This window comes from Xanthomonas sp. NCPPB 1132 (assembly GCF_056629235.1).
Map to the genome: position 1 here is coordinate 652,203 of NZ_CM152819.1, position 14,174 is coordinate 666,376.

General features: G+C 69.9%; 17 protein-coding genes. 11 read left to right on the plus strand and 6 right to left on the minus strand.

Features of this window, described 5'->3' with window-relative positions; all coding sequences use genetic code 11:
• Positions 1-2 precede the first annotated feature (2 nt).
• From motA to msrB, 3 genes are all read right to left on the minus strand, one after another.
• On the minus strand, positions 3-857 hold the full coding sequence (gene motA / locus AC1G9L_RS02875) for a flagellar motor stator protein MotA (RefSeq protein WP_010340275.1): 855 nt from the start codon (positions 855-857) through the stop codon (positions 3-5).
• 112 nt (positions 858-969) lie between these two features.
• Complete coding sequence (locus tag AC1G9L_RS02880; RefSeq protein WP_481070242.1) at positions 970-1,371, minus strand: hypothetical protein; 402 nt, start codon at positions 1,369-1,371, stop codon at positions 970-972.
• 39 nt (positions 1,372-1,410) lie between these two features.
• Positions 1,411-1,875, minus strand: a complete 465-nt coding sequence (gene msrB, locus AC1G9L_RS02885; protein ID WP_481070243.1) for a peptide-methionine (R)-S-oxide reductase MsrB — start codon at positions 1,873-1,875, stop codon at positions 1,411-1,413.
• Positions 1,876-2,012: 137 nt separating this feature from the next.
• On the opposite strand from msrB, the gene AC1G9L_RS02890 reads away from it, so the two are divergent.
• Positions 2,013-2,456 (plus strand): hypothetical protein, encoded by a 444-nt coding sequence (locus AC1G9L_RS02890; protein WP_481070244.1) that lies wholly within the window; start codon positions 2,013-2,015, stop codon positions 2,454-2,456.
• Positions 2,457-2,579: 123 nt separating this feature from the next.
• Complete coding sequence (locus AC1G9L_RS02895) at positions 2,580-2,960, plus strand: baeRF12 domain-containing protein (RefSeq protein ID WP_010343256.1); 381 nt, start codon at positions 2,580-2,582, stop codon at positions 2,958-2,960.
• Positions 2,961-2,984: 24 nt separating this feature from the next.
• On the opposite strand, the gene AC1G9L_RS02900 is transcribed toward AC1G9L_RS02895, so the two are convergent.
• Complete coding sequence (locus tag AC1G9L_RS02900) at positions 2,985-3,464, minus strand: winged helix-turn-helix transcriptional regulator (RefSeq protein ID WP_010343257.1); 480 nt, start codon at positions 3,462-3,464, stop codon at positions 2,985-2,987.
• 136 nt (positions 3,465-3,600) lie between these two features.
• Between AC1G9L_RS02900 and AC1G9L_RS02905 the strand changes: the two genes are divergently transcribed.
• Together AC1G9L_RS02905 and alr are read left to right on the plus strand one after the other, a co-directional pair.
• Positions 3,601-4,908, plus strand: coding sequence for a D-amino acid dehydrogenase (locus tag AC1G9L_RS02905; RefSeq protein ID WP_481070245.1), 1,308 nt, complete (start codon positions 3,601-3,603; stop codon positions 4,906-4,908).
• Entirely contained in the window at positions 4,887-5,960 is a 1,074-nt protein-coding gene (gene alr, locus AC1G9L_RS02910) for an alanine racemase (protein WP_481070246.1), read from the plus strand. The genes AC1G9L_RS02905 and alr overlap by 22 nt, the downstream gene beginning before the upstream one ends.
• Positions 5,961-6,008: 48 nt before the next feature.
• Here alr and AC1G9L_RS02915 read toward each other — a convergent pair whose 3' ends face one another.
• Positions 6,009-6,578 carry a DUF3016 domain-containing protein gene (locus AC1G9L_RS02915; RefSeq protein ID WP_010343260.1) on the minus strand — a complete coding sequence of 190 codons (570 nt, stop codon included), beginning with the start codon at positions 6,576-6,578 and terminating at the stop codon, positions 6,009-6,011.
• 192 nt (positions 6,579-6,770) lie between these two features.
• On the opposite strand from AC1G9L_RS02915, the gene AC1G9L_RS02920 reads away from it, so the two are divergent.
• The 5 genes from AC1G9L_RS02920 to AC1G9L_RS02940 all read left to right on the plus strand — a co-directional run bounded on the left by AC1G9L_RS02920 (position 6,771) and on the right by AC1G9L_RS02940 (position 11,541).
• On the plus strand, positions 6,771-7,241 hold the full coding sequence (locus tag AC1G9L_RS02920) for a hypothetical protein (RefSeq protein WP_019799795.1): 471 nt from the start codon (positions 6,771-6,773) through the stop codon (positions 7,239-7,241).
• A gap of 19 nt (positions 7,242-7,260) precedes the next feature.
• The gene (locus AC1G9L_RS02925; protein ID WP_371182973.1) at positions 7,261-7,506 is read left to right on the plus strand and encodes a hypothetical protein; all 246 of its coding nucleotides are present in this window, start codon (positions 7,261-7,263) and stop codon (positions 7,504-7,506) included.
• A 161-nt stretch (positions 7,507-7,667) separates the two neighbouring features.
• The gene (locus AC1G9L_RS02930; RefSeq protein WP_481070247.1) at positions 7,668-9,668 is read left to right on the plus strand and encodes a PAS domain-containing hybrid sensor histidine kinase/response regulator; all 2,001 of its coding nucleotides are present in this window, start codon (positions 7,668-7,670) and stop codon (positions 9,666-9,668) included.
• Between the two features lie 143 nt (positions 9,669-9,811).
• Positions 9,812-10,132, plus strand: coding sequence for a DUF3247 family protein (locus AC1G9L_RS02935; RefSeq protein WP_019799798.1), 321 nt, complete (start codon positions 9,812-9,814; stop codon positions 10,130-10,132).
• A 74-nt stretch (positions 10,133-10,206) separates the two neighbouring features.
• Positions 10,207-11,541, plus strand: coding sequence for a PQQ-dependent sugar dehydrogenase (locus AC1G9L_RS02940; protein ID WP_420008044.1), 1,335 nt, complete (start codon positions 10,207-10,209; stop codon positions 11,539-11,541).
• Between the two features lie 306 nt (positions 11,542-11,847).
• Here the strand turns inward: AC1G9L_RS02940 and AC1G9L_RS02945 are convergent, their stop codons facing one another.
• A complete protein-coding gene (locus tag AC1G9L_RS02945) occupies positions 11,848-12,111 on the minus strand; it encodes a hypothetical protein (protein WP_371182978.1) in 264 nt (87 codons plus the stop codon).
• A gap of 143 nt (positions 12,112-12,254) precedes the next feature.
• Between AC1G9L_RS02945 and AC1G9L_RS02950 the strand changes: the two genes are divergently transcribed.
• Positions 12,255-13,325, plus strand: coding sequence for a class I SAM-dependent methyltransferase (locus tag AC1G9L_RS02950; RefSeq protein WP_481070248.1), 1,071 nt, complete (start codon positions 12,255-12,257; stop codon positions 13,323-13,325).
• Complete coding sequence (locus AC1G9L_RS02955) at positions 13,322-14,029, plus strand: pseudouridine synthase (RefSeq protein WP_019802048.1); 708 nt, start codon at positions 13,322-13,324, stop codon at positions 14,027-14,029. Before AC1G9L_RS02950 ends, AC1G9L_RS02955 begins: the two co-directional genes overlap by 4 nt.
• Positions 14,030-14,174: the final 145 nt, after the last annotated feature.

Here is a 14,174-nt window from a genome sequence, read left to right on the forward strand (position 1 = left end):
CGTTACTTGATCGTCTTCAGATGCGATTCGAAGTCGGCGAAGCTCGGCCGCACGTCGGTCGGCAGGGTCTTGCGCGCGAATTCGAGGGCGATCTTCGGGTTGTAGCCGCGCAGGCAGGCCAGCAGCGCGGTCTTCACCGATTCGAAGATGCGGCTGTCCTGCTCGGCGCGCGCTTCCATCGCCGCCGACAGCGGCGCGACGAAGCCGTAGGCCAGCAGGATGCCGAGGAAGGTGCCGACCAGCGCCGCGCCGACGTGGTGGCCGATCTCCTCGATCGGGCCGCCGATCGAGCCCATGGTGATGACGATGCCCAGCACCGCGGCGACGATGCCGAAGCCGGGCAGGCCGTCGGACACCTTGCTCAGCGCATGCGCCGGCGCCATCGCTTCGTGGTGGTGCTTCTCCAGTTCCAGTTCCAGCAGCGGTTCCAGTTCGTGCGGCTCGATGTTGCTGCCGATCATCAGGCGCAGGCAGTCGGTGATGAAGTCGAGCAGGTGATGGTCGGCCAGCACCTTCGGGTAATTGCCGAAGATCGCGCTGTCGGCCGGTCGCTCGACGTGGTCTTCCAGGGCCATGAAGCCGTCGCGGCGCGCCTTGTTCAGCAGTTCGTAGATCAGGGTCAGGGTGCTGCGGTAGTCGTCGGCCTTGTACTGCGGGCCCTTGAACACGCCCAGCACGCCGCCGATGGTGGCCTTGACGATCTTGCCCGGGGTGCTGACCAGGAACGCGCCCAGCGCTGCGCCACCGATGATCATCAGCTCGTACGGCTGCCACAGTGCGCCAAGTTTGCCGTGCGACAGCACGTAGCCGCCGACCACGCTGATGATGACGACGATGAAGCCAACGATGATGAGCATGGCGGAGCAGCCTGCGGGCCGGAACGGGGACGCTCTAGATGTCGGCCCGGCGCCGCCGTTCTGAAGGTGTGAACCGTGCCGGGTTTTTGGCGGCCCCGCGGCGCCCGCCCGCTCAGCCGGTCATGCCGCTGTCATGCCGGACGCATTTGAGCGTCTCGCCCAGGCCTGCAAGGGTCAGCGTCGCCTGGTCCGGCTGCGCCTGCAGAAAGACATTGCCCAACGCATCGGTGTAACGCGCGCCGGTGGCGGCACCGGCATCGGTGCGCTGCATGTCCAGGCGGGTGCCGCGCACCTGCAGCGCCAGGCGCTCGCGCGCCGGATCGGCGGCTGCCTGCACCAGTTCCTCGCCGCAGCGCCACTGCATGGGCAGGGCATCGGCCTGCAGGCCAGGTGCGCTGGCGGGCGACGGCGCGGCGGCGACGGGCGCGGCCTGCGTCGGCGGCGGGGTGGTGCTGCGCTGGCAGGCGCCCAGGGCGAGCGGCAGCAGCAAGAGGGGAAGCAACGAGCGACGCATACCGGTGGTCTCCCTGTGGCGGCGCGGCTGCGCCGGGAATCAGGCCGGTTCGGTCTCGCCGCCGCCGCGGTGCAGCGGGTTGGGCAGCGCCTGGCCCTGTTCGGTGAATTGCAGCGAGACCGAATTCAGGCAGTGGCGCTCGCCGCTCGGCGGCGGGCCGTCCGGGAACACGTGGCCGAGATGGCTGTCGCAGCGGGCGCAGACGATCTCGGTGCGGATCATGCCGTAGCTGGTGTCGCGTATCTCGCGCACGTGGTCGGGGTGGTAGGGCGCGAAGAAGCTCGGCCAGCCGGTGCCGGAATCGAACTTGGCGCTTGAGCGGAACAGCGGCAGCCCGCACAGCCGGCAGGTGTAGACGCCCTCCAGCTTGTTGTCCAGGAACACGCCGCAGAACGGCGCCTCGGTGCCGTGCTGCAGCAGCACCCGGCGTTCCTCCGCGTTCAGTCCGCCGATCAGCTGCTCGCGCTCGGCAGCGGTGGGAGGCGTGAGGTCGAATCGGCGCATGGCGTGGCCCGTGGCGGAAGTGGGGAAAAACAACATGAGGGCTGTACGGGGCGGATCAAGCGCACCGCATGGCGTCGACGTGGCGTCGGCGGTGCGCTAGCGTGGAATCCCCTTGCCGGCCCTTCGATGGAGCCACCGTGAACCGCTTGCTGCCCTGCGTTGCCATCGCCCTGCTCGTGCCGGCGCTTGCCGCCGCGCAGCAGCTTCAGCCAGTCCCCGGCGCACCGGCCAGCGATCGCGACGCCAACACCTTGCGGTCCGCACCGGCGCCGGCGCCCTCGGTGGCCAGCCGCCTCGACGAGCGTCCGCCGGCATCGGCCTCCGCTCCCAAGGCGACGCCGGTCCCCTCCAACCTGGACGACCGGCCGCAGGGGCAGGCCAAGCGCAAGCGCGCGCCCAGCCAGGCGGTGCCGGCCGCAGTCGCCGACCCGTCCGCACGCCGCCCGGTGCGCCTCTACGACCGCCGCGGCCAACTGATCCCCGGCGCGATGCAGGTCGGGCCCAATCGCGCGCTGGATACGCGCACCGGCCGTTACTACACCACCGTGCCCAGCGGCGACGGAGTCCGCATCCAGGACTGAGGCGCTTGCGCCAGGGCGGCGAACGCATGGCGAACGCCGCGTGGCCGCCATCCTCACAAATCGGTTCCTAGACTGGCGGACCGGCCGCGACTGCCGCGGCGCCATGTTTCCGCAGGAGAACCGATGAGCAAGCTTCCCGACAACACCCTGATCGTCGTCGCCGACCGCACCACTGCGCGCCTGTTCCGGGTCAACTTGGCCGGCGAGACCGCGCTGCTGGAGCAGACCGAAGTGCTGAACCCGACGCCCATCGAGGGCGTGGAGGACGGCGACCGGCCGATGACCATGGATGAGGCCGGGTTCGTCCGTCAGATCGCCGAGCGGCTGTACCAGGATGCGCTGCGCGGGCAGGTCGAGCACCTGATGCTGGTCGCCGACCCGCACACGCTGGGGCAGTTGCGGCCGCTGCTGCATAAAGAGGTCCAGAAGCGGGTGGTGGCCGAACTGGCCAAGAACCACGCCAATTCCTCGCGCGACGACCTGGAGAAGCTGCTGGTCTCCTGACCCGCATGCATCCGCGCGGAACGCTCAGTCGGCGATCGGCAGGCTGAGCGTTTCCTTCACTTCTTCCATGACGATGTAGCTCTTGGACTCGCGCACGTGCGGCAGGGTCAGCAAGGTGCTGCCCAGCAGCTTGCGGTAGGACGCCATCTCGCTGATGCGGGCCTTGAGCAGGTAGTCGAAGTCGCCCGAGACCAGGTGGCACTCGAGCACGTTGGGCAGCTTCAAGGCGGCGCGGCGGAATTCTTCGAAGATGTCGCCGGACTTGTAGGCCAGGCTGATCTCCACGAACACCAGCAGGCTGGCCTTGAGATAGTGCGGGTCCAGCCGCGCGTAGTAGCCGGTGATGGCGCCGTCGCGTTCCAGCCGGCGCACCCGCTCGGTGCAGGGCGTGGTCGACAGGCCGACCCGCTCGCCCAGTTCGGTGAAGGAAATGCGCCCTTCCTGCTGCAGGATGCGCAGGATCTTGCGGTCGATCTTGTCCAGTTCGCGGGGACGTGCGGCCATGCGGGCAGGTCTCAGGGGTTTGGCCTGCCTGGTCGGCAGAAGTCAGGGGAAAATCCTGGGTTGTGCTGCCTATACTGCACCGAACTTCTGCCCTGGTGCCATCCAGCCAGGGAATTGATCCAAGCGGAGTAGGCGCATGCGGGTTCTGGTTCTCGGCAGCGGTGTGATCGGCACGACCACGGCGTGGTATCTGGCCCGCAGCGGCTGCGAGGTGACGGTGGTCGACCGCCAGCCGGCGGCGGGGCTGGAGACCAGCTACGCCAATGCCGGGCAGGTCTCGCCCGGCTATGCATCGCCATGGGCCGCGCCGGGGGTGCCGCTGAAGGCGCTGAAGTGGCTGTTCCAGCGCCATGCGCCGCTGGCGATCACGCCCACCGCCGACCTGCAGCAGTACCTGTGGCTGGCGCAGATGCTGCGCAACTGCACCGCCGAGCGCTATGCGATCAACAAGGCGCGCATGGTGCGCCTGTCCGAGTACAGCCGCGACTGCCTGGATCAGTTGCGCGCCGAGACCGGCATCGCCTACGAAGGCCGCCAGCTCGGCACCACCCAGCTGTTCCGTACCCAACAGCAACTGGACGGCGCGGCCAAGGACATCGAGGTGCTGCGCGAGTACGGCGTGCCCTATGAACTGCTCGACCGCGCCGGCATCGCCCGGGTGGAGCCGGCCCTGGCCAGTGCGCCGGCCAGCCTGGTGGGCGCGCTGCGCCTGCCCAACGACCAGACCGGCGACTGCCGCCTGTTCACCCAGCGCCTGGCGGCGATGGCCGCCGCGGCCGGCGTGCAGTTCCGCCAGGGCGAGAGCATCGAGGCGCTGCAGGCCGATGGCGACCGCATCGACGGCGTGCGCATCGGCGGCCGGGTCGAGCGCGCCGACCGCTACGTGGTCGCGCTGGGCAGCTACTCGCCCGGCCTGCTGGCGCCGCTGGGCATCCGCCTGCCGGTGTACCCGCTGAAGGGTTATTCGCTGACCCTGCCGATCCGCGACGCCGCGCTGGCGCCCACCTCCACCATCCTCGACGAGAGCTACAAGGTGGCGATCACCCGCTTCGACGAACGCATCCGCGTCGGCGGCATGGCCGAACTGGCCGGCTTCGACCTGTCGCGGCCGGCGCGCCGCCGCGCCACCCTGGAAAAGGTGGTCAACGACCTGTACCCGCGCGGCGGCGACCTGGCCGCCGCCGAGTTCTGGACCGGGCTGCGCCCGGCCACCCCGGACGGCACGCCAGTGGTCGGCGCCACCGGCTACCGCAACCTGTTCCTCAACACCGGCCACGGCACGCTGGGCTGGACCATGGCCTGCGGCTCCGGTCGCTACCTGGCCGACCTGATGGTCTCGCGGCAGCCGCAGATCAGCGGCGAGGGGCTGGACATCTTCCGTTATTCCCGCGGTTCCGCCGCGTCCGTTGCCGAGGCCGTCGCGTGCGCCCAGCCCGTGCAGTGATCGATCTCGGCGCGCTGCGCCACAACTACCGCCTGGCCCGCCAACTGAGCGGCGGCAAGGCGCTGGCGGTGGTCAAGGCCGATGCCTACGGGCACGGCGCGGTGGCCTGCGCGCGCGCGCTGGACGGCGAGGCAGACGGCTTTGCGGTGGCCTGCATCGAGGAGGCGCTGGAACTGCGCCAGGCCGGCATCGCCGCGCCGATCCTGTTGCTGGAAGGCATCTTCGACGCCGACGAACTGCCGCTGGTCGCCGAACATCGGCTGTGGTGCGCGGTGGCCTCGCCCTGGCAGGTGGAGGCGATCGCCGCCTTTGCCGCGCCGCAGCCGCTGTGTCTGTGGCTGAAGCTGGACAGCGGCATGCACCGGCTGGGCCTGGCGCCGGACGAGTTCCGCGCTGCGCATGCGCGGCTGAGTGCCTTGCCGCAGGTCGAGCGGCTGGTGCTGATGAGCCACTTCGCCCGTGCCGACGAACTGGACAGCGCGCGCACGCGCGAGCAGGTGGAGGTGTTCCGCCAGGCCACCGCCGGCCTGGCCGGCGAGACCAGCCTGTGCAACTCGCCGGCGCTGCTCGGCTGGCCGGAGCTGCGCAACGACTGGGGACGGCCGGGGCTGATGCTGTACGGCGCCGACCCGTTCGCCGCCGCGGCCACGCTGCCCGGCGAACTGCGCCCGGTGATGACCCTGCAGTCCAGGATCATCTCCGTGCGCGACATCGCACCGGGCGAGCCGGTCGGCTACGGCGCGCGCTTCGTCGCGACGCGGCCGACCAGGGTCGGGGTGGTGGCGATCGGCTATGCCGACGGCTATCCGCAGTTCGCGCCCAACGGCACGCCGGTGCTGATCGACGGCGTGCCCGGCGAACTGATCGGACGCGTGTCGATGGACATGCTGACCTTGGACCTGACCGACCACCCGCAGGCCGGCCTCGGCAGCGAGGTGCGGTTGTGGGGCGAGCAGCCGCGCATCGACGCGCTGGCCGGGCGCTGCAGTTCCAGCGCCTACCGCTTGCTGTGCGGTCTCAAGCGCGCGCCGCGCGTCTATCTCGACGCGTAGGCCAATGGCTGACGGCGCCGGCGCGATGCCGGCGCCGCGCGCGGGGCCTCAGCGCTCGGCGACCGTGCTGTCCTTGCGCAACTGCCGGCGCAGCCACTCGTCGAGCATGCGCTTTTCGTAGCGCAGCGGATCGGTGCTCAGGCCGACCGAGCTGTTGTACAGGTAGCTCGGGTCCATCAGTTTCGGCTGGCCCTGCGCCAGCACCTGGCCGTCGGCGCCGTACAGGGTGAAGTCGAAGCTGATCCGCGGCGGGTACAGGTCGCGCATCACCCGCACGTCGTTCCAGTTGGGGCCGTGCCAAGGCTCGAAGTCGCCGGCGCGCTTGATGTCGGTCAGCTTGATGTCCAGGCGCTGCCCGGGCTGCAGTTGCTTGGCCGCCTGCTTCTGCAGGTAGGCGGCCAGGTCCTGTACCCAGTCGCCGCGTTCGGCTTCCCAGCGGTTGCGGCTCTGCCGCAGTTCGCTGAAGGTGGCCGGGTCGGCCCAGCTCACCTGCACCGGGCCATCGCTGGCCAGGCTGCGCGGGGCCTGCGGGTCGGTGACGTTGCGGATCTCGGCGGAGGCGCCGCCCGCCCACAGGCAGGCAACAGCCAGCGCCGTCCAGGCATAGCGGATCTTCATGGCGGATCTCCAGGAGGCTTACGCGCAGTGTGTGCCTGTGCCGGCGCGCCCGCAATCGCGGCGAGGCGCGCGGCGGCGACCGTTGACCGCGGATTCATCCGCCCGGGCATGACGGACGGCTCACATCGCCTCGCCGCCTGCTTCACGGTGCGCGCGCGAGCATGGCAGCCAATCGAGCACGACGGGGATCGCATGAAGATGCCGCTGTTCCACCAGGCCCACACCGGCAGCGATGTGCGCCTGCAGTTCATCGACTGGGCCAAGCGGCACGGTCACAGCCCGGCCAGCGGTGCGGCCGCGTTCGTCGAGCATCAGGCCAACCTGGACGAGGCGGCACGCCAGTTGCGCCTGAATCCGGGCGACGACGTGCGGCATCTGCTGCGGCGCTACCTGGTCTCGCTCGGCGAGGCGCAGGACGTGGCCGTGCAATTCCCGCCCAGCTACCACTACCGCAGCCCGCAGGGGCAGAGCTTCCGCTACACGCTGACCCTGGTGCTGGCCGAGGACGGGGTGGAGTGGAAGGCGCGGGTGTGGACCGGCCTGGAATACCTGGGCCTGGTCGTCGGCCGTGGCGCCGGCCCGCGCGCCAACTACACGCGCCTGGCACGGATGGCGGTAGAGCACGAACTGGCCAGCGACGCACCGCGTTTCACGCTCGGCTGAGCAATTCAGGAACCTTGGCATGTCCGTCGTCAGCGCCCCCGAGCGAACTGTCGTCCCAGAAGATTTCCGCCGACAATGCAGGCAGTTGGGGCCGGCGCGTGTGCAGCAATTGCTGGAGGCATCGCCGCCGCCGTGGCGCGAAGAGGCCGAGCGCTGGCTGGAAGAGCAGGCCTTGCGCAATGCGCGCCTGACCCAGTGGATGGTGCTGGCCGGCATCGGTCTGTCGCTGCTGGGCATCGTGCTGGTGATCGCCTTCTATTGGTGACCGTTGGGCGACGGCCGGTCGGTGCGGCGGCTTGACGTCGGCGGAGTGGCTTAACAAGATGGGCGTTCCGCCTCGCCGTTCCTAGCGCGTCGTTGTTGCGCCGCGGATGCCGGGCACTGTCTTCATCCGTTGCCGTAGGCCGCTTCCAGAGCTACTCCGTCATGCATGCCAGTCCAGACTCCACCGCGTCTTCTTTCGTGCAGGCGACGGACCTGCAGTATCGCGAGATCTTCGACAAGATCGATTCCGGCTTCTGCGTCATCCAGATGCTGTTCGAGGGCGAGCGCGCGGTCGATTACGTGTTCCTGCAGGTCAATCCGGCCTTCGAGCGCGAGACCGGCCTGCGCGATGTGGTCGGGCGGCGCATGCGCGACATCTCGCCGACCCACGAAGAGCACTGGTTCCAGCGCTACGGCGCAGTCGCGTTGACAGGCCGTCCGGACAAGTTCGAGAACTTCGCGACTGCGCTGGACCGCTGGTGGGCGGTGGATTCGTTCCGCGTCGGCGCGCCGGAACTGCGCCAGGTCGCCGTGCAATTCCTCGACATCACCGAACGCAAGCGGATGGAGCGCGACCTGGCCGAGAGCGAGGCGCGCTTCAGCGCACTGGCCGAGGGCCTGCCGATGCCGGTGTGGGTGCTGGACGCCCAGGGCGAACTGCGCTTCACCAACACCGCCTATGCCGACTTCTTCGGCATCGATCCGGGTGCCGAGGCGGCGCGCCCGGGCTGGGGCGACGTGCTGCATCCGGAAGACGCCGGCGTGTTCGCCTACGAGCTGCGCAATGCGCTGCACGACCAGCGCAACCTGCGCGCACTGGTGCGCGCGCGCCGCCACGATGGCGAGTGGCGCTGGCTGGAAATGACCGCGGTGCCGCGGTATGCCGCCAAGGGCCAGTTCATCGGCCTGGCCGGCAGCAGCCCGGACGTCACCGAACGCCGCGATATCGAACTGGCGCGCGAGCAGTTGCTGGAATCCGAGCGCAGCGCGCGCAACGCCGCCGAGAGCATGGCGCGCCTGAAGGACGAATTCCTGGCGACGCTGTCGCACGAACTGCGCACGCCGCTGACCACCATCCTCGGCTGGAGCGATCTGCTGCTGCAGCGGCTGCCGCCAGGCGATCCGAGCAGCAAGGGCCTGTCGGTGATCGCCAGCAGCGCGCGCGCGCAGCAGCGGCTGATCTCGGACATGCTCGATCTCAGCAGCATGCTGCTGGGCAAGGTGCAGCTGGAAGTGGAGGCACTGGATCTGGCCGAGCAGGTGCGCGAGGCGATGCGTGCGCAGGAGCCGGTGGCCGAAGGCAAGGACCAGGCGCTAACCCTGCAGGCACCGTCGCAGCCGTGCATGGTGCTGGGCGACGCCACGCGCCTGCAGCAGGTGTTCTGGAACCTGCTGTCCAACGCGATCAAGTTCACGCCCGCGCACGGGCGCATCGCCCTGGCGATCGACCTCGAGGACGATGGTGAGCACGTCAGCGTGGCGGTGCGCGATTCCGGCGACGGCATCCCGCCGGAATTCCTGCCGCATCTGTTCGGCCGCTTCCGCCAGGCCGACAGCACCACCACGCGCCTGCACGGCGGCCTCGGCCTGGGCCTGGCGATCGTGCAGCAACTGGTGGAGATGCACGGCGGCCAGATCAGCGCGGCCAGCGAAGGCCGCGGCTGCGGCTCGGTGTTCACCGTGCGCCTGCCGCTGCACCGCGACGCGCCGGGCTCGCGCCCGCTACGCGAAGTGCGCGCGTTCGCGATGGCCGAGCAGGTGGTCGAGGCGTATTCGCTCAAGGGCGTGCGCCTGCTGGCGGTGGAGGACCAGCCGGACATGCTCGACTACCTGCGGCGCCTGCTCGAGGAGCAGGGTGCCGAGGTGGTCGCGGTGGGCTCGGCCAGCGAGGCGCTGGAGGTGCTCGACGGCGGCGGCCATGCCGCGATCGACGTGATGGTCACCGACATCGGCATGCCGGGCATGGACGGCTACGGCCTGATCCGCACCGTGCGCGAGAACATGGGCCTGGGTGCGGACGACCTGCCCGCGGTGGCGGTGACCGCGCTGGCGCGCGCCGACGATCGCCAGCGCGCGCTGCAGGCCGGCTTCCAGGAACACCTGGCCAAGCCCTACAGCGTGGCGCAGCTGGTGTCCGCGGTGCGCTTCGCGCGACAGCGCTAGGGAGCGTCCTCGATCGACGGACATGCCGCGCCCGCGCGAGCCAGCGCGACATGTGCGGCAACCGAGCGGATGTCCCGGCGCTCTTGCCCGCTGGCTCACGCCGGCGGCGCTAGGCTGCAGCGGTCCCCACACGGAGTCCGCCGATGACCCAGTTTGCCGAGCGTATCCATACCGATCAGGCGCAGATCCAGACGCTGGAAGCGTTGATCCTGCAACTGCCCGGGCAGGCGCATGTGCGCATCGAATTGCACGATGGCAGCGTGTGCTTCGGCACCGTGTCGGTGCGCCCCAGCATCCAGCAGTTCCGCGACGCCGAGGGCAACGAGGGCAGCAATGCGCAGGTGCGCATCGACGACCTCGACGACCCGGCCAAGCATCGCTATCTGTGGCTGGACCAGATCCGCAGCGTACGCCAGCTTCCCCCACGGCCCTGGGATGTCGATCCGCGCGACGCCGCCTCTTGACGCATCTTTCACTTTTCGCGCGGCGTGGCTGGGCATCATCGGCGTTCCCCCGTGTTCCCGGATATCCAAGACGCATGGCCATGTCTTCGCCGATTCGTGCCCGTTGGGTGTTGTGTGCACTGAGTGCCGCCCTGCTCGCCGCCTGCGGCGACACCGCCAAGCACGCCATCGAGGACGGCATGGGACCGGATCCGGTGTTGCCCGATCCGGTCAAGCGCATGATCCCCACGGTGAAGGTCGCCGAGGTCAAGCGTTGGGCCGATGGCGCCGCGCCGGTGCCGGCCGCCGACCTGGCAGTGCAGGCGTTCGCCCGCGACCTTGACCATCCGCGCTGGCTGTACGTGCTGCCCAATGGCGACGTGCTGGTCGCCGAAACCGCCGAGCCGCCTGCCCCGGAAAAGGAGAGCAGCGGCCTGCGCGACAAGATCCAGGGCGCGATGATGTCCAAGGCCGGCGCCTCCGTGCCCAGCGCCAACCGCATCACCCTGCTGCGCGATGCCGACGGCGACGGCGTCGCCGAGGTGCGCACGCAGTTCCTCAAGGGCCTGTATTCGCCGTTCGGCATGGCCCTGGTCGGCGACCGCCTGTATGTGGCCAATGCAGATGCCCTGGTCAGCTTCCCGTACAAGGACGGCGACACCCAGATCACCGCCGCGCCCAGCTTCGTCGCCAACCTGCCTGGCGGTATCAATCATCACTGGACCAAGAGCCTGCTGGCCAGCCGCGACGGCAAGAAGCTGTATGTGGGCGTCGGCTCCAACAGCAATGTCGCCGAGAACGGCATGGACCAGGAGCTCAACCGCGCCGCGATCCTGGAAGTGGACGCGGCCAGCGGCGCCACCCGCGTGTTCGCCAGCGGCCTGCGCAATCCGGTGGGCCTGGCCTGGCAGCCCGGCACCGACACGCTGTGGACCGTGGTCAACGAACGCGATGAACTCGGCAGCGACCTGGTGCCCGATTACCTGACCTCGGTGCGCGAGGGCGGCTTCTATGGCTGGCCGTACAGCTACTACGGGCAGCATGTGGACGAGCGGGTGCAGCCGCAGAACGCAGAGATGGTGGCCAGCGCGATCAAGCCCGACTATGCGCTGGGCCCGCACACCGCTTCGCTCGGCCTGGCCTTCTACGAGGGCGCGCTGCTGCCGCCGACCTACCGCGGCGGCGCCTTCATCGGCCAGCATGGCTCCTGGAACCGCAACCCGCCGTCCGGCTACAAGGTGATCTACGTCCCCTTCGTCAACGGCAAGCCCAGCGGCAAGCCGCTGGACGTGCTGACCGGCTTCCTCGACGCCGAAGGCCGCGCGCAGGGCCGTCCGGTCGGCGTGGCGGTGGACAAGCCCGGTGCGCTGCTGGTCGCCGACGATGTCGGCAACATCGTGTGGCGGGTGACCCCGAAGCCGGGCAAGTAAGCGGCGAACGGCGGGCGTGCCTGCCCGCCCCATGGGCGTAGGAGCGGCTTCAGCCGCGACGTGGAGGGCCTCATGATGAGGTGAAGTTGCCTCTGCAATCGCCATGGCAGATGCAATGCGGCACACGGCGCGGGATATCGCGCATGGCGTGGCACACGCTTGAACCGTGAAACATCGCGCAATCGTAAGAGCGGCTTCAGCCGCGACGGGCATTCTCGGGAACGCCCGTCGCGGCTGAAGCCGCTCCTACACCTCAAGTTCGGAAGGACGACTCAAATTCGGAAGGACGACGCCAACCGTCTGGCGTCAGTGCTCCACCGGCGCCGGCTCCACGCCGAAACGGCGGGCGTAGCCGCGTTCGTCGAACACGCGCTGCACTTCGCTGTCGCCCAGTTCCGGCGCGGCGTAGACGGCGTAGACCACGCTGCCGTCGTCGCGTGCGCCACGTTGGTGCAGGCGGTAGCGCGGGCGCCCGGTGCCGGTGTTCTCCGGGTAGTGCAACGGCGGCTGGCTGCCATCCAGATCCACTTCGCTGTTGTCGACGACGCCGCCGATGAACACTGCGCGCATGCTGCCTCTCCAGTCATTGGGTGCCTTGCAGCCTAGGCGCGGCGATGTTGCCGAAACATCAATGATGCGTTGGATTCGCGCAAAACCGGGCCCGCCGCCGGCTGCCGGTAGAATGCGCGTCCCTGTTCCGACGACCACGCCCGATGCCGGCTGCGCAAGACGCCCCCCTCGAGACCCTGTTCCTGCCCTTTGCCCAGGGCCTGCTGCGCTGGCCTGCCGGCAAGGTGCTGTTCCTGCGCGCCCGCGAAGGCTGGGCGCTGCGCCAGCACGCGCAGCCGTCGCACCTGGTCTGCGAACAGGACTACCGACCCTTCGCCAGCGCGCTGCAGCAAGGCGGCTGGACGGTACGCGCCGAGCAGGATGGCGACGCCGATGCCGGCGGCTACGCGCTGGTGCTGGTGTTGCCGCCGCGCCAGCGCGAGGAAGCGCGGGCGCTGCTGGCGCGCGCGGTGGCGCTGGCGGCGCCGGGCGGCATCGTGGTGGCCTGCCAGGCCAACAACGAGGGCGCGCGCTCCGGCGAGGACGACTTGCAGCAACTGGCCGGCCTCGGCGGCAAGCTGACCAAGCACCACTGCAGGGTGTACTGGACCGCGCCGCTGCAGGGTGGCCACGACGCCGCGCTGCAGCAGCGCTGGGCCAAGCTGGACGCGGTGCGGCCGATCCTGGACGGGCGCTTCCGCAGCCGCCCGGGCGTGTTCGCCTGGGACCGCATCGACCCGGCGTCGGCGCTGCTGGCCGAGCACCTGCCCGCCGACCTGCGCGGCCGCGCCGCCGATCTCGGCGCCGGCTACGGCTACCTGTCGGCCGAACTGCTGGCGCGCTGCCCGCAACTGACCGCGCTGGATCTGTTCGAGGCCGACGCGCGCGCGCTGGCGCTGGCGCGCGCCAATCTGGCGCAGACGCCGGCCGGGGTGGCGTTGGGCTTCCACTGGCACGACGTGACCACCGGATTGCCCGGGCAGTACGACGTCATCGTCAGCAACCCGCCGTTCCATGCGCCGGGACGGATGGAGCGGCCGGACATCGGCCGGCGCTTCATCGCGGTGGCGGCGCAGGCGCTGGCGCCCGGCGGGCGGCTGTTCCTGGTCGCCAACCGGCATCTGCCCTACGAGGCGGTGCTCGACGCCAGTTTCGGCGAAACCGAGGTACTCGCCACCCGCGACGGCTTCAAGCTGATCCACGCAGTGCGCAGCCGCGCCGGAGCGCGCCGATGAAACTGGTCAAGCACCTGGCCAACCTGGGCTACGGCAGCCGCAAGCAGGTGGCGCTGATGTTCCGCGAAGGCCGCATCACCGACGCCGAGGGCGAGGTGCTGTACGCCGACGACCAGGTGCCGCACGTGGCGATCCGGGTCGACGGAGAAGCGCTGGATCCGCCGCCCGGGCTGATCCTGGCGCTGCACAAGCCGGTCGGCTACACCTGCTCGACCAAGGACCCGGGGCGCATCGTCTACGACCTGCTGCCGCCGCGCTTCCGCCTGCGCTCGCCGCTGCTGTCCACGGTCGGGCGGCTGGATCGCGACACCAGCGGCCTGCTGCTGATGACCGACGACGGCGCGCTGCTGCATCGCATCGTCTCGCCGAAGGCGCGCCTGGCCAAGGTCTACGAGGCCACCCTGGCCGAGGACCTGCGCGGCGACGAAGCGGCGCAGTTCGCCAGCGGCACGCTGATGCTCGACGGCGAGACCACGCCGTTGCTGCCGGTGGAACTGGAGACGCTGGGGCCGCGGCAGGTGCGTGTCGCTCTGCATGAAGGCCGCTACCACCAGGTACGGCGCATGTTCGCCGCCGTTGGCAACCACGTGGCGGCACTGCACCGCAGCCGCATCGGCGGATTCGCTCTGGGTGATCTGCCCTCAGGACAGTGGCGGGTGCTTGAGGCGGCGGACGTGGCGGTGTTGTTCGAGGGCCGGGATTAGGGATTGGGGATTTGTAAAAGCGCGTGGCGTCTGGAGCGACGTACGCAGTTCGCGTAGGAGCGGCTTCAGCCGCGACCGGGCGTTACCGGTGACGCCCGGTCGCGGCTGAAGCCGCTCCTACACCGGATGCGCGGCGTAAAGCGGA